General features: G+C 67.6%; 22 protein-coding genes. 11 read left to right on the forward strand and 11 right to left on the reverse strand.

Annotation, left to right across the window (positions count from 1 at the left end):
• Positions 1-125 precede the first annotated feature (125 nt).
• The 4 genes from QMZ25_RS15890 (at position 126) to QMZ25_RS15905 (ending at position 6588) form a co-directional block, all read left to right on the forward strand.
• Positions 126-2228, forward strand: a complete 2103-nt coding sequence (locus QMZ25_RS15890; protein ID WP_180876129.1) for a M13-type metalloendopeptidase — start codon at positions 126-128, stop codon at positions 2226-2228.
• A 166-nt stretch (positions 2229-2394) separates the two neighbouring features.
• Positions 2395-4401, forward strand: a complete 2007-nt coding sequence (locus tag QMZ25_RS15895; protein WP_053516862.1) for a M13 family metallopeptidase — start codon at positions 2395-2397, stop codon at positions 4399-4401.
• A gap of 121 nt (positions 4402-4522) precedes the next feature.
• Entirely contained in the window at positions 4523-5005 is a 483-nt protein-coding gene (locus QMZ25_RS15900; RefSeq protein WP_065181841.1) for a VOC family protein, read from the forward strand.
• A complete protein-coding gene (locus QMZ25_RS15905) occupies positions 5002-6588 on the forward strand; it encodes an NAD(P)/FAD-dependent oxidoreductase (protein ID WP_065181840.1) in 1587 nt (528 codons plus the stop codon). The genes QMZ25_RS15900 and QMZ25_RS15905 overlap by 4 nt, the downstream gene beginning before the upstream one ends.
• A 49-nt stretch (positions 6589-6637) precedes the next feature.
• Here the strand turns inward: QMZ25_RS15905 and QMZ25_RS15910 are convergent, their stop codons facing one another.
• From QMZ25_RS15910 to QMZ25_RS15940, 7 genes are all read right to left on the reverse strand, one after another.
• Positions 6638-7312 carry a rhomboid family intramembrane serine protease gene (locus QMZ25_RS15910; protein ID WP_053516819.1) on the reverse strand — a complete coding sequence of 225 codons (675 nt, stop codon included), beginning with the start codon at positions 7310-7312 and terminating at the stop codon, positions 6638-6640.
• Between the two features lie 93 nt (positions 7313-7405).
• A complete protein-coding gene (locus QMZ25_RS15915; RefSeq protein ID WP_253118674.1) occupies positions 7406-7834 on the reverse strand; it encodes an MGMT family protein in 429 nt (142 codons plus the stop codon).
• Positions 7741-8661, reverse strand: coding sequence for a DMT family transporter (locus QMZ25_RS15920; protein ID WP_128988863.1), 921 nt, complete (start codon positions 8659-8661; stop codon positions 7741-7743). Before QMZ25_RS15920 ends, QMZ25_RS15915 begins: the two co-directional genes overlap by 94 nt.
• 84 nt (positions 8662-8745) lie before the next feature.
• A complete protein-coding gene (gene gorA / locus QMZ25_RS15925; protein ID WP_074899444.1) occupies positions 8746-10104 on the reverse strand; it encodes a glutathione-disulfide reductase in 1359 nt (452 codons plus the stop codon).
• Entirely contained in the window at positions 10101-11351 is a 1251-nt protein-coding gene (locus tag QMZ25_RS15930) for an FAD-dependent oxidoreductase (protein ID WP_180876084.1), read from the reverse strand. The genes gorA and QMZ25_RS15930 overlap by 4 nt, the downstream gene beginning before the upstream one ends.
• Before the next feature lie 3 nt (positions 11352-11354).
• Complete coding sequence (locus QMZ25_RS15935; protein ID WP_283219928.1) at positions 11355-12599, reverse strand: DUF418 domain-containing protein; 1245 nt, start codon at positions 12597-12599, stop codon at positions 11355-11357.
• Between the two features lie 99 nt (positions 12600-12698).
• Complete coding sequence (locus tag QMZ25_RS15940) at positions 12699-13181, reverse strand: peptidylprolyl isomerase (RefSeq protein WP_053516805.1); 483 nt, start codon at positions 13179-13181, stop codon at positions 12699-12701.
• 111 nt (positions 13182-13292) lie between these two features.
• Between QMZ25_RS15940 and QMZ25_RS15945 the strand changes: the two genes are divergently transcribed.
• Positions 13293-13832, forward strand: coding sequence for a C40 family peptidase (locus tag QMZ25_RS15945; RefSeq protein WP_053516860.1), 540 nt, complete (start codon positions 13293-13295; stop codon positions 13830-13832).
• A 200-nt stretch (positions 13833-14032) separates the two neighbouring features.
• Positions 14033-14737 (forward strand): C40 family peptidase, encoded by a 705-nt coding sequence (locus QMZ25_RS15950; RefSeq protein ID WP_283219932.1) that lies wholly within the window; start codon positions 14033-14035, stop codon positions 14735-14737.
• 182 nt (positions 14738-14919) lie between these two features.
• On the opposite strand, the gene QMZ25_RS15955 is transcribed toward QMZ25_RS15950, so the two are convergent.
• Complete coding sequence (locus QMZ25_RS15955; protein WP_065181834.1) at positions 14920-16254, reverse strand: dicarboxylate/amino acid:cation symporter; 1335 nt, start codon at positions 16252-16254, stop codon at positions 14920-14922.
• A gap of 154 nt (positions 16255-16408) precedes the next feature.
• Between QMZ25_RS15955 and QMZ25_RS15960 the strand changes: the two genes are divergently transcribed.
• The 4 genes from QMZ25_RS15960 to QMZ25_RS15975 all read left to right on the forward strand — a co-directional run bounded on the left by QMZ25_RS15960 (position 16409) and on the right by QMZ25_RS15975 (position 20668).
• Positions 16409-18115 carry an alkaline phosphatase gene (locus QMZ25_RS15960; RefSeq protein WP_065174879.1) on the forward strand — a complete coding sequence of 569 codons (1707 nt, stop codon included), beginning with the start codon at positions 16409-16411 and terminating at the stop codon, positions 18113-18115.
• Between the two features lie 101 nt (positions 18116-18216).
• Positions 18217-19503: a tRNA lysidine(34) synthetase TilS gene (gene tilS, locus QMZ25_RS15965; protein ID WP_065174878.1), complete on the forward strand. Its 1287-nt coding sequence runs from the start codon at positions 18217-18219 to the stop codon at positions 19501-19503.
• A 36-nt stretch (positions 19504-19539) separates the two neighbouring features.
• Positions 19540-19800 (forward strand): exodeoxyribonuclease VII small subunit, encoded by a 261-nt coding sequence (locus QMZ25_RS15970; protein WP_283219929.1) that lies wholly within the window; start codon positions 19540-19542, stop codon positions 19798-19800.
• The gene (locus tag QMZ25_RS15975) at positions 19790-20668 is read left to right on the forward strand and encodes a farnesyl diphosphate synthase (RefSeq protein WP_053516794.1); all 879 of its coding nucleotides are present in this window, start codon (positions 19790-19792) and stop codon (positions 20666-20668) included. Before QMZ25_RS15970 ends, QMZ25_RS15975 begins: the two co-directional genes overlap by 11 nt.
• Before the next feature lie 62 nt (positions 20669-20730).
• On the opposite strand, the gene QMZ25_RS15980 is transcribed toward QMZ25_RS15975, so the two are convergent.
• Both QMZ25_RS15980 and pmbA read right to left on the reverse strand, forming a co-directional pair.
• Positions 20731-21105, reverse strand: a complete 375-nt coding sequence (locus QMZ25_RS15980; RefSeq protein ID WP_053516791.1) for a DUF4870 domain-containing protein — start codon at positions 21103-21105, stop codon at positions 20731-20733.
• 87 nt (positions 21106-21192) lie between these two features.
• Entirely contained in the window at positions 21193-22560 is a 1368-nt protein-coding gene (gene pmbA / locus QMZ25_RS15985; protein WP_283219930.1) for a metalloprotease PmbA, read from the reverse strand.
• A gap of 67 nt (positions 22561-22627) precedes the next feature.
• On the opposite strand from pmbA, the gene yjgA reads away from it, so the two are divergent.
• Positions 22628-23218, forward strand: coding sequence for a ribosome biogenesis factor YjgA (gene yjgA, locus QMZ25_RS15990; RefSeq protein ID WP_065181832.1), 591 nt, complete (start codon positions 22628-22630; stop codon positions 23216-23218).
• A gap of 41 nt (positions 23219-23259) precedes the next feature.
• On the opposite strand, the gene tldD is transcribed toward yjgA, so the two are convergent.
• Positions 23260-24705 (reverse strand): metalloprotease TldD, encoded by a 1446-nt coding sequence (tldD, locus tag QMZ25_RS15995; protein ID WP_065174873.1) that lies wholly within the window; start codon positions 24703-24705, stop codon positions 23260-23262.
• Positions 24706-24806: the final 101 nt, after the last annotated feature.

Here is a 24806-nt window from a genome sequence, read left to right on the forward strand (position 1 = left end):
CAGCCCCTTGCACCCGCCCATGACCTTCGACACCCTTGCGGGGTAGGCTGGCGGCGTATCGTTCGGCCCACGGCCGTCCCCGCGGCTCTTCCCTGACTCACTCGGCCTGGAGGCCAAACATAGTGATCACGCGTACTCCCAAGATCGTGCTGCTCAGCCTGGCCGTGTCGGCCGTGCTGGCCGGCTGTGGCAAGAACGAAACCCCGGCCAAGGAGGCCGCTGCGCCTGCCCCGGCCGCCGCCGAAGCCACCACCTACACCCTGGATGAGAGCAAGCTGCCGGCCTATAACGCCTTCCAGCCCAGCGATCTGGACACCAACCTGGACGCCTGCACCGCATTCGGCGACTACGTCAACAGCAAGTGGCTGGCCGCCAACGAGATTCCCGGCGACCGCACCAGCTGGGGCGCGTTCACCATCCTCGACGAGCGTTCGGTGGCAGTGCAGCACCAGCTGGCCGAGCAGGTCGCGCAGGTCAAGAACCCGAGCCACATCGAGAAGATCGTCGGCGACCTGTGGGCCACCGGCATGGATGAGGCCAAGATCAACGCCCAGGGCATCGAGCCGCTGAAGGCCGACCTGGCCGCCATCGACGGCCTGCAGGACAAGGCCGCCATCGCCGACTACCTGCGCACCAGCGCAGCCAAGGGCGAGAACGTGCTGTTCGGCTTCGGCGCCGAGGCCGACTTCAAGAACTCGACCATGAACCTGGCCTACGCCAGCCAGGGCGGCCTGGGCCTGCCTGACAGCACGTACTACACCGACGCCAAGAACGCCGACAAGCTCAAGGCCTACCAGGCGCACGTCGCCAAGGTGCTGGAACTGTCCGGCGTCCCGGCAGCCGACGCCGCCAAGCAGGCTGAGGACGTGGTCAAGTTCGAGACCCGCCTGGCCAAGGCGTCCAAGTCGCGCGTCGAACTGTCGCGCAATGTGGAGCTGTACTACAACCCGGTCACCCTGGCTGACGCCGACAAGCTGACCCCGAACTTCAGCTGGACCGAGTTCTTCAAGTCGCAGGGCGTTGCTGCGCCGGAGAAGTTCTCGCTGGCGATGCCGGCCTTCCATGAGGAAGTGAGCAAGGCGCTGGGCGACACCGACCCGTCGGTCTGGCGCGCCTACCTGCGCTTCCACACCGTCGATGGCGCCTCGCCGTACCTGGCCGATGCCTTCGTCCAGGAGAACTACGCGTTCTACGGCAAGACCCTCAACGGCCAGAAGGAACAGAAGCCGCGTTGGAAGCGCGTGCTGGGCACCATCGAGAACGATGCCGGCGAAGCGTTCGGCCAGCTGTACGTGAAGGTTGCCTTCTCGCCGGAAGCCAAGGCGAAGATGGAAGAACTGGTGAAGAACCTGGCTGCCTCGCTGAAGGAACGCATCCAGGGCCTGAGCTGGATGAGCGAGGAAACCAAGGCCAAGGCCATTGCGAAGTGGGAAACCTTCACTCCGAAGATCGGCTACCCGGACAAGTGGCGTGACTGGTCGGGCCTGCAGACCCAGCGCGACAGCTACCTGGCCAACGTGCGTGCGGCCAACGAGTTCAACTACAAATTCAATCTGTCCAAGATCGGCAAGCCGGTGGACAAGACCGAGTGGGGCATGACCCCGCAGACGGTCAACGCCTACTACAACCCGCTGCAGAACGAGATCGTGTTCCCGGCCGCCATCCTGCAGCCGCCGTTCTTCGATCCGAAGGCAGACGATGCGCTGAACTACGGTGGCATCGGTGCGGTGATCGGCCATGAGATGACCCATGGCTACGACGATCAGGGCGCGCGCTTCGGGCCGACCGGCAACATGGAAGACTGGTGGACGCCGGCCGACAAGAAGAACTTCGAAGGCCTGACCGGCAAGCTGGTCAAGCAGTTCGACCAGTACAAGGTTGACGGCCAGGCCGTGAACGGCCACCTGACCCTGGGCGAGAACATCGCCGACCTGGGTGGCTTGGCCACGGCCTACGATGCGCTGCAGAAGGCCTCGGCCGGCAAGGAAGATCCGAAGGTCGACGGCTTCACCCGCGATCAGCGCTTCTTCTTCAACTGGGCCACCGTGTGGCGTACCAAGTACACCCCGGAAAACGCCAAGGTCCGCCTGGCCACCGATCCGCACGCCCCGGCGCAGTTCCGCGCGATGGGCGCGCCCTCGAACCTGCCGACCTTCGCGGCCGCGTTCCAGTGCAAGGCCGGTGCACCGATGGCGCGCAGCGGCGAGCAGCAGGTGGTGATCTGGTAAGCCACGGCTGACGCCAAGGCAGACCTGCAAGGGCCCGGGATCTCCCGGGCCCTTGTTTTTGCGCGACCCGCCACGGCCGCCAGGCATACCGTGATACGTGCATGCTGCGCCCATGCGCGGCTTGCTATAGTGCGCCCGCCCTCAATCCATCATGGATTCGTTCTACATGCCCAATTTCCGTCCGCTTGCCATCGCCCTGGGCATCAGCCTGGCGACCCTGGTCCCGAGCCATGATGCGTTCGCCGCAAAGAAAAAGGCCGCCCGCGCCCCGGCCGTCAGTGCCCAGTGCAGCGACTTCTACGGCGCCACCAACGCTGGCTGGCTGAAGGCCAACCCGGTACCGCAGACCGGAGCCACCACCGCGCTGGGCCAGCTGGTCGAGCGCAGCAGGCAGCAACAGCGCGAACTGCTCGATGCGGCCATGACGTCGCCGCAGGGCAACGTGCAGAAGCTGCTGGGCGACTTCTGGGCCAGCGGCCTGGACGAGGCGGCGGTGGAAGCCGATGGCTCCAATCCGATCGCGCCGCTGCTGACACGCATCAATGCGATCAAGAAATCCAAGGATGTGCCGGCGTCGATCGCTGCACTCCATCAGGTCGGCATCCCGGTCGCCTTCAACTTCGGTCCGGACGTCGACCTGAAGGCACTGGACCGTCATATCGGCTACTTCATGCAGGGCGGCATGGGCCTGCCGGATCCGGCGTTCTATACCCGCACCGATGCCGATACCGTGGCGCTGATGGGCCGCTACCGCACCTACGTCAAGCAGATCCTGGCACTGACCGGTACGCCGGCAGCCAAGCTCGATGCGGAGTCGCAGGCGGTGATCGCGCTGGAAACCGAGCTGGCGCGCAATGCACAGTCGCTGGCCGGCATCAACAACCCGTTCAACAACTACGCGCCGATCTCCACCAAGGAACTCAACAGCCGCTACCGCAACCTGCAGCTGGAGGCCTTCCTGAAAGTACAGGGTGTGAACGACGATCTGGTATCGCTGGCCGACCCGGGCCTGTTCCAGCAGCTGGATGGCATGGTCACCAAGCTCAAGCCGGACCAGTGGAAGGCCTACCTGCGCTGGCGCGTGGGCGACTCGATGGCGCCGTACCTGTCCAAGGCCTACCGGGACGCCGAGTTTGAGTTCCGCGGCCGCGTACTGCGCGGGCAGACGCTGCCGCCGCAGCGCTGGGAAGCGGTGCTCGATGCCATCAATGTGGCGGCCGGTCCGATGGTCGGCCGCGAGTACGCTGCCCGCCATCTCTCGGCCGAAGACCGCCGGCAGGCGGCATGGATCGTCGACAAGGTCCGCGAGGTGCAGATCGAGGCCGTCAGGAACAGCACGTGGATGAGTGCCGAAGCCAAGGCTGAAGCACAGGCCAAGCTGGCGGCGCTGAAGATCGAGATCGGCACCCCGCTGCGCGACCTCGACTACACCGTGCAGCCGATGGGCCGCGGCTCGTTCGGTGGCAACATGCTGATCGCCTCGACCTGGCGCCATCGCGAGGAGATGAAGCGCATCGGCAAGGGCAATGCCGACCGTCGCTGGGATGTGCTGCCGCAACAGCCGTCGCTGGCCTATGACCTGGCGCAGAACCGCCTGATCGTCACTGCGGCCATCCTGCAGGGCCCGGTGTTCAACGCCAAGGCCGACAGCGCCGACAAGTTCGGCAGCTTCGGCGGCCTGGTCGGCCACGAGCTGACCCGTGCCATCGATGCCAAGGGCGCGCTGGTCGATGCCAAGGGCGAACTGCGCAGCTGGTGGACGCCGGCCGACAAGACCGCCTGGACCCTGCTCGGCAGCCGTGTGGCCGCCCAGTACGGCGCGTACGAGTTCCCGGGCGTGAAGGGCGCCAAGGTCAACGGCACGTTGACCCAGGAGGAGAACCTGGCCGACATCGCCGGCCTGGAACTGGCCTGGGCGGCCTACACCGCACAGGAGCCGAAGGCCAAGCCGGCCCAGCAGCAGGGCTTCTTCCGTGCCTGGGCCGCGTTGTGGGCGCAGCAGCTGTCGCCGAACGAAGCCGCACGCCGCCTGACCGCCGACATCCGCGCGCCGGGCATGTGGCGCACGAACGGCACGCTGGCCAACCTCCCGGCATTCGGCGCCACCTTCAGCTGCAAGGCCGGCCAGCCGATGCAGCGCAGCGATGCCGAGCAGATCAAGGTCTGGCGCTGAGCCAGCCGGCCGTGACATGAAGGGCGCCCTCGGGCGCCCTTTTTTTTGCGCATGCAGCACGATCCGCCATTAACACGCCGCATGCTATCGCTGCGCCTTCGTCCTGCAGCGGAACCCGACCATGGCCCACAAGAACACGATCTGCATCTGGTACGACAGCGAAGCACTCGAGGCCGCCACGTTCTACGCCGGGATCCTGCCCGACAGCGCGGTAACGGCCGTGCATCACGCACCGGGTGACTATCCGGACGGCAAGGAGGGCAACGTGCTGACGGTCGAGTTCACCGTCTGCGGCATTCCCTGCGTCGGGCTCAACGGCGGCACCGCGTTCAGGCACAGCGAAGCGTTCTCGTTCCAGATCCAGACCGAGGACCAGTCCGAGACCGACCGCCTGTGGAACGCGATCGTCGGCAACGGTGGGCAGGAGAGCCAGTGCGGCTGGTGCAAGGACCGCTGGGGCATCTCATGGCAGATCAGTCCGCGCATGCTGATCGAAGCGGTGACCAGCCCGGACAAGGCCTTGGCCAAGCGCGCCTTCAACGCGATGATGCCGATGAAGAAGATCGACATCGCCACCATCGAAGCGGCGATCCGCACCGCATGACCGCGTGGGATGCGGTCATCGTCGGCGGCGGCCACAATGGCCTGGTCTGCGCGGCCTATCTTGCCCGTGCCGGCAGGAAAGTACTGGTGCTCGAACGCCGTGGCGTGCTCGGCGGCGCAGCGGTCACCGAGGAATTCCATCCGGGCTTCCGCAACTCGGTCGCCTCGTACACCGTCTCGCTGCTGCAGCCTAAGGTGATCGACGAGCTGCAGCTGCACGCGCATGGCCTGCGCGTCGTCGCCCGCCCGGCCAACAATTTCCTGCCGTTGCCTGACGGCCGCTATCTGCTGTCGGCACCCGGCCGTACCCAGGCCGAGGTGGCGAAGTTCTCCGAACGGGATGCGCAGCGCCTGCCAGCCTATGAGGCGAGGCTGGAGGTCTTCGCCGACGTGCTGCGCGCCTGGGCCCTGCGCGCGCCGCCGGACCTCGGCGTCGCAGGCGGCTGGCGCGCATTGCCGGCACTGTGGCGGATGGGCCGGCTCGGCCGGGAACTGGCGGCACTGTCCCCTGCCCTGCGCCAGGAGCTGCTTGATCTGTTCACCCTGTCGGCCGCCGACTATCTGGACCGCTGGTTTGAAAGCGAGCCGATCAAGGCCTTGTTCGGATTCGATGGCATCGTCGGCAACTACGCCAGTCCGTACACGCCCGGCAGTGCCTACGTCCTGCTGCACCACGTGTTCGGCCAATGCAACGGAGTGAAGGGCGCCTGGGGCCATGCGATCGGTGGCATGGGCGCGATCAGCCAGGCCATCGCTGCATCGGCGCGCGCGGCCGGCGCAGAACTGCGCGTGGATGCCGGCGTAAAGCGGCTGCTGGTTGAGCACGGACGCGCGGTGGGCGTTGAGCTGGCCGGCGGGGACGTACTGCGCGCGCGCGTGGTGGTGGCCAACGTCAATCCAAAACTGCTCTACGAGCAGTTGCTGGAACCGGAGCAGGTGCCCGCGGCGACGCGCGAACGCATGGCGCAGTGGCGCTGCGGTTCGGGCACCTTCCGGATGAACGTGGCGCTGTCGCGGCTGCCGGACTTCCACGCCCTGCCCGGCGCCGGTGAGCACCTCAGTGCCGGCATCATCATGGCGCCCAGCCTCGACTACATGGACCGCGCGTGGCTGGATGCACGGCGCGACGGCTGGTCGCGCGAGCCGATCGTGGAGATGCTGATTCCCAGCACGCTGGACGATTCGCTGGCGCCGCCGGGCCAGCACGTCGCCAGCCTGTTCTGCCAGCATGTGGCACCGGTCCTGCCCGGGGGTAGGCATTGGGACGCACATCGCGATACCGTCGCCGACCTGATGATCGCCACCGTCGATCGGTATGCGCCCGGCTTCGCCGACAGCGTGCTCGGTCGGCAAGTGCTGTCACCGCTGGATCTGGAGCGGACGTTCGGCCTGGTGGGCGGCGATATCTTCCACGGTGCGCTCAGTCCCAACCAGCTGTTCTCGGCGCGGCCGATGATCGGCCAGGCCGGCTACCGCGGTGCCCTGCCCGGGCTTTACCTGTGTGGTTCAGGCACGCATCCCGGCGGCGGCGTGACCGGCGCGCCGGGCCACAATGCCGCGCAGGTGATCCTGCAGGATCTGTAGGGGTGTGCCAACCACGGTTGGCACCTGCTGCATCAAATGACCCTGCGGATCATTTGACGCTGCGCAGATGATTCGGACGGTTCGGCGGGCCGGGGGGACGGCGCTTGTTGAACGGTGGCTGGCCGCGCCAGTAGCGGATCAGCAGCCAGCCGAACAACATGCCACCCAGGTGCGCGAAGTGCGCCACGCCCGGCTGCCAGCCGGTCATGCCCAGCACCAGTTCACCGACACCGAACAGGATCACGAACGTGCGCGCCTTCATCGGAATCGGTGGGAACAGCAGCATCACCCGCTGGTTCGGGAACAACATGCCGTACGCCAGCAGCAGGCCGAACACACCACCGGACGCGCCCAGCACCGTGGCCGGATTCTCCAGCAGCGTCCCCACCAGCAGCTGGCAGACGCCGGCGCCGGCCACGCACACCAGGTAGTAGAGCAGGAAGCGCTTCTCGCCCCAGGTCTGTTCCAGCGGCGCACCGAACATGAAAACGGCCAGCATGTTGAAGAACAGGTGGCCGAAGCTGCCGTGCAGGAAGCCGTAGGTCAGCAGCTGCCACGGCTGGAAGTTGCCACCCGGGGAGAACGCATCGAAGCCCTGCTGCAGCGGCTGCAGCATGAACGGCTCGAAGGTCTGGTTGCCGAGCAGGAACGGCTGCTGCAACAGGAACAGGATCGCGTTGGCGATCAGCAGGGCCTTGGTGACGGTTGGCAGTCGCGGGAACATGGGGACACCGGCATGGAACGGTCTCCATCATAGCCGCACCGTCGTGTCGTGTCGGCGACTGCCGCGTGCGGCCCGTTCAGACCCCGGTCGCGCTCAGCCCGGTCCCCACACGGCGGCATCCAGCGCCGCCGCCGGGTCGGACGCCGGCATCCGCACCCGGCCGTTCTCCACCACCACGCCTTCCGCGCGCAGCCGCTGCGACTGTTCCCGCCAGCCCGCCGACCCCTCCGCCATGGCGATGCGTCCGTCAGAACGCAGCACGCGGTGCCAGGGCAGTGTCGGGTCATCGTTCTGGCCGAGAATGCGTGCCGTCAAGCGTGCCCGCCCCGGCAGGCCCGCGCGCATCGCCACCTGTCCATAGCCCATCACGTGTCCCGGCGGGATCGCGTGGATCACCGCCAGGATGCGCGCGCGCGCCTGGTCCGGCGTTAGCGGCGCAGACGCGTCACCAGCAGCACGCCGAGCAGGACCAGCACGGTGCCGGCGATCTGCGCCGGCCCCATCGGTTCGTCGAGCAGCCATAGGCTCATCACGATGGTGGAAACAGGCCCCAGCATACCGACCTGCGCTGCCAGCGAGGAACCCACGCGCTGCACCGCCAGCATGATCGCCAGCACCGGCAGCACGGTGCAGACCGTGGCGTTGACCAGCGACAGCCACTGCACCGGTGCAGGTGCCTGCCACAGCAGTGGCAGCGGATGGGTGATGGCGAAATGCAGCAGCACCAGACCGCTGGCCACGCAGCTGGCATAGGCGGTCAGACGCACCGCGCCGATCCGTGCCACCACCTGGCCGCTGCCGAACAGGTACAGCGCATAGCTGAGCGCGCTGCCCAGCACCAGCAGGCTGCCGACGATGATCTGCCCGCCCTCCCGCTGCAGATCGTGGCCGAACGCCAGCAGCACCCCCAGGTAGCTCAGCACCAGCGCGACGACCTGCCAGCGCCCTGGCCGCTGCCGCGCCAGCAGCACGTTGATCAGCAGCACCAGCGTCGGGTTGAGGTAGAGGATCAATCGTTCCAGCGTGACGCTGATGTACTGCAGACCCTGGAAATCCAGCAGGCTGGACAGGTAGTAGCCGGTGAACCCCAGCCACAGCACGCGCGCCCGGTCTGCCCACGACAGCGGCTCGACACGGCGCGAAGCCCACACCGCCATCAGTGCGAACAGGGGCAGTGCCATCAGCATGCGCAGCGCCAGCAGCGTGGTCGCATCGACACCGTGGCGCAGGCCGAGCTTGACGATCACCGCCTTGCCGGATGCGGCAACGGCGCCGATCGCCGCCAGGCCGATTCCCCCCAGGGCGATGCGTGGGGATGCGGTGGCGATGCGCGGGGAGGAGCTTGACATGGGAACAGCGGCGGGCCGCGCAGGGCGGCCCGGGGGTGCGTGTGGGCGCCCATTGTCGCATGGCCCGACGCGGCAACCGCAGCGTCAGCGCATCAGCACCACTTCCTCTGCGGAGGTCGGGTGGATCGCCACCGTGTCATCGAACTGGGCCTTGGTCGCTCCCATCTTCACCGCCACCGCGAAGCCCTGCAGGATCTCGTCCGCGGCCTCGCCCAGCAGGTGCACCCCCACCACGCGCTCTTCCGGCCCGGCGCAGACCATCTTGAACAGGCTGCGCTGGGTACCGTTGGCCAGTGCCTGCAGCATCGGCCGGAAACGGCTGTGATAGACCGTCACCTGCTCGAAGCAGGCACGCGCCTCCTCCTCACCCATGCCCACCGCCCCCAGCGGCGGATGCGAAAACACCACGCTGGCCACATTCTCATAGTCCATCTTCGACTGTGGGCGGCCACCGAACAGACGGTCCATCAGCCGACGCGATGCAGCCACCGCCACCGGGGTCAGGCCCACCTTGCCCGCGATATCCCCCACGGCATGGATGCTGGGTACCGCCGTGGTCTGCCATTCATCCACCTGCACCTGCTCGTGCTCGCCGATGTCGATGCCCAGCGCTTCCAGGCCCAGGCCCCGGCTGTTGCCACGGCGGCCGGTGGCGAAGAACACCGCGTCGAACACGCTGTCCATGGGGCCATCATGGCCGAAGGCGCGGACGCGCTCACCGTCGCGCTGCAGTTCGCGCAGGCGGTAATCAAAGTAGATGCGCACGCCCTGCTGGCGGAGGTTTTCCGCCAGTTGATCGGTCAGTTCGTAGTCGAAGCGTTCCAGCAGGCGCTTGCCGCGTACCAGCAGGCTCACCCGGCTGCCCAGCGCCTGCAGCAGCCCGGCCAGCTCCACCGCGATGTAGCCGCCGCCGATGATCGCGACCTCGGCCGGGGCCGCACGCAACTCGAAGAAGTCGTCGGATACCAGGCCCAGCTCCGCGCCGGGGATGTCCGGACGCTGCGGGTGCGCTCCGGTGGCGATCAGGATGTGGTCGGCGGTGTAGCGCACCCCGTCGCTGCAGGCCACCGTGTGCGCGTCGAGCAGGTGGCCGCGCGCCGGGATGCGGACGACGCCGGTTTCATCCAGACGCTTGTGGTAGCTGGTATGGATGTTGCTGATATAGGCCTGGCGATGGATCACCAGTTCCTTCCACGACAGTGCCGGTCGTGGCGGCACATCGAAGCCCATCGCGCTTGCCAGGCCGATACGCTCGTGCAGATCGGCGGCCAGCCACATCGCCTTCTTCGGTACGCAGCCAACATTGACGCAGGTCCCGCCCAGTTCACCGGGTTCCAGCAGCGCTACGCGCTTGCCGTACTGCGCGGCGCGGATGGCGCCGGCCAGGCCGGCAGAGCCGCCGCCAAGGACGATCAGGTCGTAATCATGGGAAGCCGTGTTCATCGGAATCGCTCGGGTCGGTAAGGGGCAGGATCGATCGCTGGCGTGCGGCCACAGACGAGATCGGCGATCAGCTGGCCGGTGCCGGCGCTCATGCTGATGCCGAGCATGCCATGCCCTGCCGCAAGCCAGACGTGAGGATGGGCAGGCGCGCGGCCGATCAACGGTACATCGTCCACGCTCATCGGACGCCAGCCGCACCACTGCTCGTGCAGCTGCGCGCCACGAGGCATGCGCAGGTGGCGATCAGCGGCCAGCTGCAACGCCTGCAGGCGCTGCGCACGCAGCTGCGGGTCGGCACCGGCGAATTCCATCGTGCCCCCCAGTCGCAGCGCGTCGCGCCAGGCGATCACGAAGACGGAGTGATCTTTCAGCACGACCGGACGGGCCGGCACCAACGGCGGGCGCGACCAGGTCAGCGAGTACCCCTTGCCGGGCTGGATCGGCACCCGCAGGTCGAGCAGCCGTGCCCATCGCGGCGACCACGGGCCGGTGGCCAGCACCAGTTCCCGCGCGCGCAGCGTGCGTCCGCCGGCCTGTACCCGGACCCCGTGTACGTCGCCGCTGAAGCCCTGCATCTCGACCTGCTCGTCGATCTCGACGCCCTGCGCACGCAGTACCCGCGCCAGCTCCGCAGTGAAACGGTCCGGGCGCAGCTGCGCGTCGCCGGGGAAATGGATCGCACCGGCAAGCCGATCATGGAACGCCGGATTGTCGCGTGCGTAGTGGCCGCCATCGATGCAGCGGGTCGCAATGCCGTGCGCATCCAGCGCCTCGCACTGGGCGATATGCTGATCGAAGCTGCGTGCATCACCGAACACGTAATCCAGGCCGCGCGTCTCGAATTCACAGTCCAGCCCATGGGTTCCCACCCATTCGGCCAGGCGCACGCGGGAATCATTCAACAGCGCAGCGCGCGCGCGCGTGGCCTGCAGCCAATGCCGCGCATTGCAGCGCGCGCTGAACTGCAGCAGCCAGCGCCACAGCGCGGGATCGAGGCGGCTGCGCACATACAGCGGCGCACGTGGGTCGAGCATCCAGCGCAACGCACGCAGCGGCACACCCGGCGCGGCCAGGGGCGGTGCATGACTGGGCGTGACGGTGCCGCAGTTGCCGTACGACGTCGCTGCGCCCACGCGGCCACGATCGATCACCCGTACCTGCCGTCCCTGTCCGCACAACGCCAGCGCAGTCGCCAGGCCGATGGCACCGGCACCGATCACGATCACGTCATCGCGCGCCCCCTGCATCGGTCAGCCCCTTCCAGCCTCGCGGCGCATCGGCGGCCACTGGCGATAGGTCATCGCCCGCCACAGCCACTCCATCGGTCCGAAGCGGAAGCGGCGCAGCCAGGCATGGGAAAGCGCGACCTGCGCGGCGAACAGCAGCACAGCGAACAGCAGCTGCACGCTGCGCGGCATCACGTCGAAGTAGCCCAGGCCATGGTGGTAGAACACCCAGGTGCACAACAGCGACTGCCCCAGATAGTGGGTCAGCGCCATCCGGCCGACCGGCGCCAGCCAGCCCAGCCGCGCACGCCACTGCACGATCCAGGCGAGGTAGCCCAGGCACATCGGCAGCGCGCCGACCATCACCAGCGCCATCGCCGAGGTCACTCCAAGATCGTAGGTACCGGGTGCCAGGTAAGGTTTCCAGGCCACACCCAGCACGGTGACCAGCAGGCCCAGCGGCAAGGCGACCCAGCGCAGCGCCGCGAACAGGCGCGGATGGCGTTCCGGCGCGGCCAGCGCGCCACTGCCGGCCAGTCCACTGCCGATCAGGAACATGCCCAGTACCGCCGGGCCGGTGATCAGCAGCGCCCCCATCGACGAACCAAACTCATGCAGGCGCTGGATGCAGGCCTGGATCCAGTTGCCGTGTCCGTAGACCATGCGCTCCCGGGCGATGCTCTGCTGCGCGTCGACCAGCATCTGTTGCGCGTCCTGCGGCGTTGCCAGTGAAACCATGGCGCCGAGCAGCAGCATCATCGCCGCGCCACCGAGGTAGACGATGACGCCCATCCACGGCAGCCAGCTGCGCGGTGCCTCGCGGCACGCCAGCAGGGGCAGCGACGCCAGCGCGTAGAGCACCAGGATGTCGCCGGACCAGACCAGCAGCGCGTGGCACAGGCCGATCAGCATGAGCCCGGCGCTGCGGCGCAGATAGAACGGAGTGAACTCGCGGCCGGCGGTCTCGGCGCGCTGTACCATCACTGCGAATCCGGCGCCGAACAGCAGCGAGAACAGGGTGAAGAACTTGCCCTGCACGAACACATAGACGAAGGCGTCGGCCCAGTAATCGATCCCCTGCCAGCGCACGTCGATACCGGTGAATGCCAGGTCCAGCGGTCCGCTGAAGGCCTCCATGTTCATCAGCAGGATGCCCAGCAACGCCGCCCCGCGCAGTATGTCCAGCACGGCGATGCGGTCGCCGGAGGCGACCGGCTGCAGGGAAGACGAAGCGCTGTTCACAGGACATCCGGCGGGCAGGTCCTTCATTATGCAGCCCGCTTGCGCGCCGTGGACGAGCGCGCGGTGTTCCAGACATGCAACGGCCCGCCGAAGCGGGCCGTTGCTGCCGTCACGATCGCAGGGCGATCAGTGCGCGTGACCGCCGTCGCCGTGAACGTGGCCGTGCTCGATCTCTTCCTTGCCGGCTTCGCGCACGTCGACGATTTCCACGTCGAAGTGCAGGTCCTTGCCGGCCATCGGATGGTTGAGATCGACGTCGACCACGCTCATGCCGACCTTCTGCACGGTCACCGCACGCGGGCCGAAGTTGGTCTGCAGCACGACCTGCTGGCCCGGCGCCAGCTTGGTATTGCCGAAGTGCTTCTTCGGCACGCGCTGGGACAGGCCTTCGCGGCGCTCGCCATAGGCGTCAGCCGCCGTGACGTCGACACTGAAGGTGGCGCCGGCTTCCTTGTCCATCATGGCGTTTTCCAGGCCCGGGATGATGTTGCCGTGACCGATCAGGATCGCCAGCGGCTCGCCGCGGTCCTTGGACGATTCGATCGGCTCCTGGCCGACTTCGGAAACGGTGTAGTGGAAGCGGACAACGCGGTCTTTTTCGATCTTCATGCGCGACTCTGTCTGGTTCTGCCGGAGGCAGACGGGTTGGGGCGGGTTGTCGCCCGGCGGGGACGCCGCCATCATGACGGCCAATCCAAGGTGGCGCATTATCCGGAGAACATGCACATCACGCCAGTTTCGTCCGGCCCGCGCCGGCTGTCCGTGCCCGCCCTGCTGCTGGTCCTGCCCCTGCTGCTGACCGCCTGCGGCGGCGGCAAGGCCACCCGGACGGCGGCGCCCCCGCCGTCGGCGCACTGGCCGGCGACCACCCCGGACAATCCCGAGGCCGCCAATTCAGTACTGATGCGTGCCATCAGCCTGGTCGGCACGCCCTACCGTTACGGCGGCAACACCCCCGAATCAGGCTTCGACTGCAGCGGCCTGGTCGCCTATGTCTACCGCGAGATGCTGGATCTGAAGCTGCCGCGCACCTCGCGCGACCTGGCCGCCGTACAGGGCCCGAGGATCGATCCGAAGCGTCTGGCCACGGGTGACCTGGTGTTCTTCGGCAGCCGCGGCAACGTCACCCATGTCGGCATCTATGTCGGCGAGGGGCGCTTCGTGCACGCCCCCAGCACCGGCGGCACGGTGCGCCTGGACTCGCTCAGCGGGCCCTACTGGAAGGACCACTACACAGGGGCCAAACGCGTCCTTCGCTAAAATGAACAGGCGTCATGTTCAAAATTGAGAATTGCGTCACAGTGAAAATAACGTTTTTATAACGGAATTTTTAACTTATCAGTGCTTTTACAGGGCATGATGCCCCATCGTTTTTTTTCTGTGACCGACGCGTGACGACTGACGACCTGACGTGCAAAGGCCAGACCGCCGCTTCTCCGCGTAGTGTCCGCCCTGTTCTTCTGGGCTTGGCACTGTGCCTGACCAGCCTCCCCGCCTGGTCGCAGACCGTTCCCTCACGCGCCGACGCTGTTCCGGTCCCGGCGACCGACAATGGCGTACGTGTGACGGGCAAGACCGAAGTCGCGGCCCCCCAGCGCAGCCGCACCGATGCAGCCGCCAGTGCCACGCTGGCCGCCCTGCTGCCGCACCTGGCCGCCAACGACACCATTCCGCTGATGGACCGCTCGGCCATGGTCGCCGGCGATCTGAGCCGCCTGCTCGCCAACTACGACACCAGCAGCGCTGCCAATGGCAGCGTTGTCGGCAGCGCCGCCGACAATGGCAAGGTGCAGTCGCTGCTGCGGCGGGCGATGACCCTGCTCGGCACCCCCTATCGCTGGGGTGGCAGCAATCCGGACAGCGGCTTCGACTGCAGCGGCCTGGTCGGCTACGTCTTCCGTTCGGCGCTGGGCATCGAACTGCCGCGCGTCTCCCGCGAGATGGCACACGACAACAACGCCGAGCTGATCAACGACCGTGCCGCCCTGGCCGCGGGTGACCTGGTGTTCTTCGGTCGCAAGGGCCGGGTCGACCACGTCGGCATCTATGTAGGTGACGGCCGCTTCCTGCATGCCCCGAGCGCAGGCAAGGATGTCCGGGTGGACACCCTGCTCAGCGGCTACTGGGGCAACAAGTTCATGCAGGCGCGCCGCGTCGAGCTCTGACGCCGCCTTTCCAGGCACCGCCTGATAGCTGAAAGCCGCTGCCCTGCAGCGGCTTTTTCGTTGCCCGCGGAATGCCTGGGATGCGTCTTCCCTTTCCTGGCCCGGCGGGCACGCCCACAACGAAAAGGCCCGCCAGTGCGGCGGGCCTTCATCTCTCGCATGACAGGCCGCTGCGCGGCGTCTCAGCTGCGTGGCGGCGTAGGGTCCGGGTCATCCACGCCCACGTTGCTGGAGGGATTGTCGTACACCGACTGGTCGAGCAGGCCGGTCTCCTTGGCCACCAGCACCGGCACCAGCATCTGACCGGTCACGTTGGTCATGGTGCGCATCATGTCCAGGATACGGTCGATGGCATACAGGTAACCGATGGTCTCCAGCGGCAGATTGGCGGCACTGAGCACCACGGTGGCCATGATCACGGCCGTACCCGGCACACCGGCAGTACCGAAGCTGCCCAGCACCGAGGCGATCAGCACCACCACGTACTGCTCCGGCGTCAAAGGCACGCCGCTGTACTGGGCGATGAAGACCGCGCACAACGCGGGGTAGATCGCGCCGCAGCCGTCCATCTTGATGCTCGCACCCAGTGGCACCGCGAATGCACCGTAGTCCTTGTTGACGCCCAGGTTGTGGGTGATCGAACGCAGCGCCACCGGCATCGCGGCGAAGCTGGAGGAGCTGACGAAGGCGACCTGCATGCCTGGCGCCGCGCCGCGGAAGAACTTCAGCGGATTCAGGCCGTGCGCCAGCAGCAGCGCGCTGTAGACGACCACGATGTGCAACGCACAGGCCACGTACAGGGCCAGCACGAAATGCCCCAGCGGCAGCAGCTTCTCGAAACCGTAACTGCCCACCAGGCCGGCAATCAGGCCGAAGGTACCGATCGGGGTGACTTCCAGCACGAAGCGGGTCACCTGGATCATGATGTCGCTCATCTGGCCGACCAGCTTCCGCGCCTCGGTCACCTTCTCGCCCAGCTTGACGATGGCAAAGCCCACCAGGCCGGCGAAGAAGATCACCGGCAGGATCGAGCCCCTGCCAGCGGCCAGCACGGTCTCGCCGGCGGCATTGACCCGGGTGCCGATGCCGGACAGTGCATAGAAGACGTTGGCCGGCACCACATCCAGCAGCACCTGTACCACGCTGGGAACCTCGCGCGGCACATAGTTGCTGGCCATGGACAGCTGCAGGCCACCGGCACCGGGCTGCAGCACGGTGCCCACGCCCAGGCCCACGCACACCGCCAACGCAGCGGTGATCACGAACCACAGGAAGGTGCGGCCACTGAGCGCTGCAACCGACTTCTGGCCATGCAGTGACGAGATCGCGTTGATGACCGCGAAGAACACCAGCGGCACCGCGATCATCTTGATCAGGGTGACATACAGCTCACCGAGCGGACCGAACCACGTTTCCGCAGCGGGGCCGAGCGCCCAGCCGGCCAGCGCACCAAGCACGAAGCCGCCGACCACGCGCTGCCAGAATGGAATCCGCAGCCAGGCAGAGACCAGCGTCATAGGCAATCCAGAGGGGAAGGAAGGGATGCTGGCACGATAGCCCAAGGCGGCCCGCAGAACGACCGTCCGCCCGGCAAATCAGTGTGTCATCGGCGTGCCTTGCGAGGGCGGGCATAATGAACGTCCCGTTACAGTTTGTGAGATCCCAGCGTCCATGCGCCGTTCCGTCTCCCTGTTGGCCACGTGTGCCACCACCCTGCTGCTCGGCGCCTGCGCCAGCACCCCCCCCGCTTCCGCGCCGGCAGGCCTGAAGGTCGCCGTCGAGCCGGTTGCACACCCGGCCGGCGAGACGCCGCAATGGTGGTACCGCAGCGGCGCCGCCCAGGCCGCCGCCAATGGCGCGATGGCCGGCAAGGCCCGGAATGTCATCCTGTTCCTCGGCGACGGCATGAGCCTGACCACCGTGGCCGCTGCGCGCATCTACGAAGGCCAGAAGAAGGGCGGATCGGGTGAAGAGAACCTGCTGTCCTGGGAACGCTTCCCCGCCACCGCGTTCAGCAAGACCTACAACACCGACTCGCAGACCCCTGATTCGGCGGGCACCATGACCGCCATCACCACCGGCGTGAAGACCCACATGGGCGCGATCGGTGTCAGCGCAGGCGCCCGAACCGATTGTGCCGACAGCCTGTCCAAGGGCCTGCTCACCTGGCTGCAGCTGGCCGACAGCGCCGGCCTGGCGACCGGCATCGTGTCCACCGCGCGCCTGACCCACGCCACCCCGGCGGCCACCTACGCGCACTCGCCGGAGCGCAACTGGGAGAATGACACCGATCTGACCGAAGCGGCCAAGGCCGCCGGCTGCAAGGACATCGCCCAGCAGCTGCTGTCCACGTCGCGCTATGGCCGCGGCCCGCTGGTCGCGCTCGGCGGTGGTCGCGGTGAATTCACCACCGTGGAAGAGCGCGATCCGGAATACGACGACAAGGTCGGCCAGCGCCTGGATGGCCGCAGCCTGGTACAGGAATGGCAGCAGGCGCATCCGCAGGGTGCCTACGTGTGGAACAGCAGGCAGCTGGCCGCCGCCGCGAATGCGCCGGCCATCCTCGGCCTGTTCGAGCCGGACCACATGCGCTACGAATACGAGCGCCCGCAGGATCCGGCCGGTGAGCCGAGCCTGGCCGAGCTGACCGCTGCTGCGATCACCAATCTGTCGCGCCATCAGGAAGGTTACGTGCTGATGATCGAAGGCGCCCGCATCGACCATGCCAACCACAGCGGCAATGCCTATCGCGCACTGACCGAAACCGTGGCGATGTCCGATGCGGTGCGGGTGGCGTCGGAAATGACGTCGGCCGACGACACGCTGATCATCGTCACCGCCGACCACTCGCACACCCTGAACTTCGTCGGCTACCCCGCACGCGGCAACCCGATCCTGGGCAAGGTGAAGGACAAGGGCGGTGAGGACGGCGCCGGCAAGCTGGACTACGCGCTGGACGGCAACGGCCAGCCTTACACCACCTTGAGCTACGCCAATGGACCGGGCCACACCGGCAGCACCAACCAGCAGCCGGCGGGCAGCAAGCGCTACCCGCACAACCCGAGCAGCTTCGAGCCGGCCAAGGGGCGTCCGGACCTGCATGATGTCGACACCGAGCATCCGGACTACATGCAGGAAGCGCTGGTGCCGATGAAGTCCGAATCGCATGGTGGCGAGGACGTCGGCATCTGGGCGCGCGGTCCCGGCAGCAAGGCGATCCGCGGCACGCTGGAGCAGAACACGATCTATCACATGATCGTGCAGGCAACGCCGGCGCTGCGCGATCGCCTGTGCCAGGCGGGCACCTGCGATGACAAGGGCGTACCGGTGCAGCTGCCGGCGCCCGAGGCCTTCGAACGCAGCGTCGACGGAAAGTAACGGCACGGCGGACGCAGTGTGCAGCCGGGCCATGCCCGGCTGCATCCCGCCCGTGAGTCGAAGGCGCGGCGCGACCCCGCCGATCACCCTACACTTCACCCGTGACTGCCTTCCCCGCCCTGGTTTCCCTCGATGCACCGCTGCTGGTCGGCTACAGCGGCGGCCTGGATTCGACCGTCCTGCTGCACTGGCTGCGGCGCTGCACGCAGGCGGCCGGCGTGGGACTGCGCGCTGTACACGTACATCACGGGCTGCAGCCCGACGCCGATGCGTGGGTCCAGCATTGCCAGCAGCAGTGCGCGGCCCTGGGAATCGAACTGGTCGTACACCGCGTGCAGGTCGAGACCGGCACCGGTCTGGGCCTGGAGGGTGCAGCCCGGCAGGCGCGTCGCGCTGCTTTCGCCGCCTCTCTGCGCGACGGAGAGACGCTGGCCCTGGCCCAGCATCAGGACGATCAGGCTGAAACTTTCCTGCTGCGCGCGTTGCGCGGTTCCGGTGTTGATGGCCTGGCGGCAATGAGCGGGGACAGCATGCTCGCCGGCCACCGGCTGTGGCGGCCGCTGCTGCAGGTCCCGCGCGACGCTCTGCATGACTATGCGCGGGCCCACGATCTGCACTGGATCGAAGACCCCAGCAACGACGACGCGTATGCCGACCGCAATTTCCTGCGCCTGCAGGTGCTGCCGCTGCTGCGCCAGCGCTGGCCGCACGCCGCAGCGGCCCTGGCCGGCAGTGCCGATCATTGCGCACGCACCCGCGGCCTTCTGCAGGAGGAGGACACTGAACTGCTCGCACACCTGGAAGCAGCCCCGCGCGTGCTGTCCTTGCAGTTGCTGCGGCAGGTCTCGCCGGAACGCGCCGCACGCGTCCTGCGCACCTGGGTGGCCAGCCATGGCGCGGCCCCGCTGCCGGGGCGGGTGCTGCAGCAGATGCTCGAGGAAATGCTGCCCTCCGCTTGCGACCGGCAGGCGCGGGTGCGCTGGCAGGATCACGTCATCCAGCAATGGCGCGAGCATGCCTATCTGCTGCCGGCCCAGCTGCCTGCCCTGCCCCTGGACTGGCAGCAGGAGTGGGACGGCCGGGTGCCTCTGGCCTTGCCTGATGGCGGCCAGCTGCGCCTGCTGGGCGCCGCGATGTTCCAGCAGCCGATGCAGGTGCGTGCACGGCGTGGCGGCGAGCGCATCGTGCTGCCGGGACGCGGCCACGCACATGCCTTGAAGGACTGCCTGCAGCGTGAACATCTGGCCCCCTGGCGGCGCGCGCAGCTGCCGCTGCTGTTTGCTGACGGCAACCTGCTGGCCGCCGCCGATGTGGTGATCGCCGCACCGCTGCAGGCCTGGCTGCACGCTCACGACGCCCAGCTGCGGTGGCAGCCGGGTGGCTGGTGAATTGACCCCTGCGCGCGTGCCGTCCACACTTGCCGCATGGCCAAGAAGTCCCCCGAAAACGCCTCCCCTGTTGCCCAGTTCGAGCAGTCGCTCGAATCGCTGGAGCAGCTGGTGGAGCAGATGGAAACCGGCGAGCTGAGCCTGGAAGCGTCGCTCAGTGCTTACGAACGTGGCGTGGGCCTGTACCGCCAGTGCCAGCAGGCGCTGGAGCAGGCCGAACTGCGCGTCCGGCTGCTCAGCGATCCGGCACAGCACGATACGGCAGAACCCTTCGATCCGCCCAGCCATGACGGCTGAGGCGGCGTTCGCGCGCTGGCGCGACCGGATCGAAAGCCTGCTCGATGCCGCCCTGCCCTCGCCGGCCGATGCACCGCAGCGGCTGCACCAGGCCATGCGCCATTCCGTCCTCGGCGGTGGCAAGCGCATGCGTCCGCTGCTGGTCTATGCCACTGGCCAGTTGTTCGGCGCTCAACCGGAAAGGCTCGACGCGGCCGCGATGGCGGTGGAACTGATCCATGCCTATTCGCTGGTGCACGACGACCTGCCGGCGATGGACGACGATGCACTGCGCCGTGGCAAACCCACCACCCACATCGCCTTCGACGAAGCCACCGCGATCCTGGCCGGCGACGCCCTGCAGACCCGCGCCTTCAGCCTGCTGGCCGAGGCACCACTGCCGGCAACACTGCGCGTGGACTGCCTGCAGGCGCTGGCACACGCCTCCGGTGCCGCCGGCATGTGCGGCGGCCAGGCGCTGGATATCGATGCCACCGGACAGCAGCAGTCGCTGGCCGCGCTGACCCGGATGCATGCGCTCAAGACCGGCGCACTGATCCGTGCCGCGGTACGTATGGGCGCATTGTGCGGCGATGCGCCGGAGCCGCAGCGGGTGCAGCTGGACGCATTCGCCGATGCACTCGGCCTGGCGTTCCAGGTCCGCGATGACATCCTCGATGTCGAAGCCAGCTCCGAGCAGCTGGGCAAGACGGCAGGCAAGGACCAGGCGCAGGACAAGAGTACCTTCCCCGCCCTGCTCGGCATGGAGGGAGCGAAGGCGCAGCTGCGCGAACTGGCGGCCCGCATGCAGGCTGCTCTGGCGGGCTACCACGAAGAGGCCGATGCGCTGCGCGCGCTGGCCAGGCTTGCGGTGGAGCGCGATCACTGACGTGGTGCGCAACGAAAACGCCCGGCAATGCCGGGCGTTTTCATGTCCGCATGCAGCCGGTCTTACTTGATCAGGCGCAATGCGAACGGGTAGCGATAGGCTTCGCCGTTGTTGGCCTTGACCGCGGCAATGATGCAGAACACCAAGCTGACCAGTCCGACGATCGGCATCAGGATCGCGCCGATGACCACGATGGTCAGGATGATGCAGACCACCATCGCGATGGCCACGGTGATCTGGAAGTTCAGCGCTTCCTTGGCCTGGTCGGTGACGAAGGACTTGCCGGCGTCGTCCTTGTTGATCAGCCAGATGATCAGCGCGCCGATGAAACCGGTGAAGATGCCCAGCAGGTGCGCGGCCAGGGCCATGGTGCGCTGGTCTGCCGGGACATCGGCGGTGACCGGCGGCGGCGGCGGGACGTTATCGAATTCACTCACGACAAAACTCCTTTTCATTGGGTGGTCTTGACCCACCGGCATCAGGCCGGTTGCGTCAGGCGGCCATAGCTTACGCCATCGACGCCATCAATCATTACCGGCGATGGTCATCCGCCCCACCAGGATCGAACCGGTCCGGATGTGCGAGCGCGGATCGACATCGCTGCCCACCGCTTCGATCGCCATGAACATCTCGCGCAGGTTGCCGGCAATGGTGATGCCGTCCACCGGGTACTGGATCTCCCCGTTCTCGACACGGAAGCCACCGGCCCCCCGCGAGTAGTCACCGGTCACACCATTGACACCCTGCCCCATCAGCTCGGTCACCAGCAGGCCGCTGCCCATCTGCCGGGCGATGTCTTCCAGCGGCCCGGCGTTGGCCGCCAGCTGCAGGTTGTGCACGCCGCCGGCATTGGCCGTGGTCTGCAGGCCCAGCTTGCGGGCCGAGTAACTGCCCAGTACGTAGCGCTGCAGCACGCCATCGCGGACCAGTGCCGACGCGCGGGTCACCACGCCATCGCCGTCGAAGGCGGCCGAGCGCAGGCCGCGGCGCAGGTGCGGCAGCTCGTCGATCTGCATCCAGTCCGGGAACAGTCGCTGCCCGGCGCTGTCCAGCAGGAAGCTGGCCTGGCGGTAAAGCGCGCCACCGGACACGGCCGACAGCAGATGGCCCACCAGACTGCGCGCCACTTCCGGGGCGAACAGCACCGGCATGCTGCCCGTAGCCAGCGAGCGCGGTTGCAGGCGGGCGACGGTACGCGCGGCGGCCTGGCGGCCGACCTGGGCCGGATCTTCCAGGTCCTGCCTGGCCAGCGCACTGGTGTACCAGCCGTCGCGCTGCATGCCATCGCCCTGGCCGGCAATCAGCGCACAACCGATCGAATGGTGGGTGCCGCGCTCACGGCCAATGAAACCGTGCGAATTGGCGTACACCGACAGGCTCTGCGAGGTGGACACCGCCGCGCCATCGGAGTTGCGGATCTGCGCGTCGGCCTCGCGCCCGGCGGCCTCGCAGGCCAGCGCCAGGTCCACCGCCTCGTCGGCCTGCAGGGCCCAGGGATGCCAGCCGTCCAGGTCGGGAAAGTCCTTGGCCATCAGGCCGGCATCGGCCAGTCCGGCGGCCGGATCATCCTCGGTGTGGCGGGCGATCGCGCAGGCCTGCTCCACGGTGGCCGACAGGCTGGCCTCGTTCAGGTCGCCGGTGCTGGCGCTGCCCTTGCGCTGGCCGAAGTACACGGTCACGGCAATGCCGCGGTCGCGGGTGGACTGTACGGTTTCCACTTCGCCCAGGCGCACATTGACCTCCAGGCCGCGGTCCTCGCTGCAGCTGACCTCGGCCTGGCTGGCCCCCAGCGCACGGGCACGCTCGAGCAGCTGCTGGGAAAGGTCGGCCAGCCGTTCCAGGCGGGCCGGGCTGTCGTCGCCGACAACCACTTCAGGGGCGATCACGTTCAATGCTTTATCCTGTACAGGTTGGGCCCGGCATCACGCCGGGCGACTTTTTTGAAAGCAGGTGTGGACGATGCGCGGACGCGACGAAGAAACCGGTGAATTCCTTGACAAGAGCCGCAAGCAGAAGCGCGGCGAAGCCCTGGAAGTCCTGGCCCTGGGTGAGAAGCTGGTGTCGCTGACCCCGGCCCAGCTGGCGCGCCTGCCGATTCCGGAGGATCTGCTGCCGCATATCGCCGAGTGCAAGCGCATCACGGCCCACATCGCCCACAAGCGGCAGCTGGCGTTCCTGGCCAAGCACATGCGCCGCGAGGAAGACGAAACCCTGGAGGCGATCCGCGATGCGCTGGACGCCAACAGCGAAACCTCGCGCCGCGAAGTGGCGATGATGCACCGCGTGGAAGACTGGCGCGAGCGCCTGCTGGACGACGGCGACAAGGCGCTGGCCGCGCTGCTGGACGAGTATCCGCAGGCGGATCGCCAGCAGCTGCGCACGCTGGTGCGCAACGCCCAGGCCGAGAAGGCGAAGAACAAGCCGCCGCGCGCCTACCGCGAGATCTACCAGGTGCTGCGCGGGCTGATGCTGCCGGCCGCGCTTGGCCTGAAGGTCGCCACCGACGACGACACCGGCGCCGATCTGGACGACGCGACCGACGAGGACTGAGTCCCCGCCGGCCGGGGCGCTGGCCGGGGCCGTTGCCATGTTCAGGCCTGGGTGCCGCCGACGGTCAGGCCCTCGATCAGCAGCGAGGGCTGGCCGACACCCACCGGCACGCTCTGCCCGTCCTTGCCGCAGATGCCCACGCCCTCGTCCAGGGCCAGGTCGTTGCCGACCATGCGCACCTTCTGCATGGTTTCCGGGCCGTTGCCGATCAGGGTCGCGCCCTTCACCGGCGTGGTGATGCGGCCATCCTCGATCAGATAGGCCTCGGTGGCCGAGAACACATACTTGCCACTGGTGATGTCGACCTGGCCACCGCCGAAGTTGACCGCGTACAGCCCCTTCTTCACCGAGCGGATCATCTCCTGCGGATCGTGCTGGCCGGCGCGCATGTAGGTATTGGTCATCCGCGGCATGGTCAGGTGCGCGAACGACTCGCGGCGCGCGTTGCCGGTCGGTGCCATGCCCATCAACCGTGCATTGAGGCTGTCCTGCATGTAGCCGACCAGGATGCCGTCCTCGATCAAGGTCGTGCACTGGGTCGGATGGCCTTCATCATCGACGTTCAGCGAGCCGCGACGGCCGTCCAGGGTGCCGTCATCGACGATCGTCACCCCCGGGGCCGCCACGCGCTCGCCGATGCGACCGGCGTAGACGCTGGTGCCCTTGCGGTTGAAGTCGCCCTCCAGCCCATGGCCGACCGCTTCATGCAGCAGCACGCCAGGCCAGCCCGGGCCGAGCACCACCGGCATCACACCGGCCGGCGCCGGCACCGCGTCCAGGTTCACCAGCGCCTGGCGCAGCGCCTCGCGGGCGAACGCTTCCGGCCGGCCATCGGCGAACAGTTCTTCGTAGCCATAACGGCCACCACCGCCGGCATAGCCGGACTCGCGGCGACCGTTCTGCTCGACGATCACCTGCACGTTCAAGCGCACCAGGGGGCGGACGTCGGCACCCAGAACGCCGTCGCTGCGCGCGATGAGCACGGTGTCAACGCCACCGGACAGGCTGACCATCACCTGCTTCACCCGCGGATCGGCCGCACGCAGATAGCCATCCAGGCGCTTGAGCACTTCAACCTTGGCCTCGTTGCCGAGCCCATCGATCGGATCCAGCGCCGGATACAGCGCGCGTGCATTGCCGCGCAGCAGCGAGCGGCCCGCCTGGGCACCGCCCTCGCGCGAAATCGCGCGTGCCGACTGCGCCGCCGCCAGCAGCGCATCGGCATGGATGTCATCGGAATAGGCGAAGCCGGTTTTCTCGCCGGCAATGGCACGCACGCCGACCCCCTGCTCGATGGAATGGGCACCGTCCTTGACGATGCCGTCTTCCACGCTCCAGCTCTCACGCCGGGCGTGCTGGAAATAGAGGTCGCCGAAATCGACACCGGGGCCGAGCAGCTGGCCGAAGGTGCGCTCCAGTCCAGCGGTATCCAGGCCGCCGGGGCGCAGCAGGCGGTCTTGGGCAAGCGTCAGGGCGATATCAGTCATGGCTCTCGATCTGGGGATGCAGGGGCACTCAGGCAAGCCCCGGGGAATGGGAGGCCGCGCTCAGCGCGACCGCGGCAGGTCGGTCACGGCCGGTGGAAGGG

This window comes from Stenotrophomonas sp. RS-48 (assembly GCF_030053245.1).
GTDB classification, from domain to species: domain Bacteria; phylum Pseudomonadota; class Gammaproteobacteria; order Xanthomonadales; family Xanthomonadaceae; genus Stenotrophomonas; species Stenotrophomonas maltophilia_P.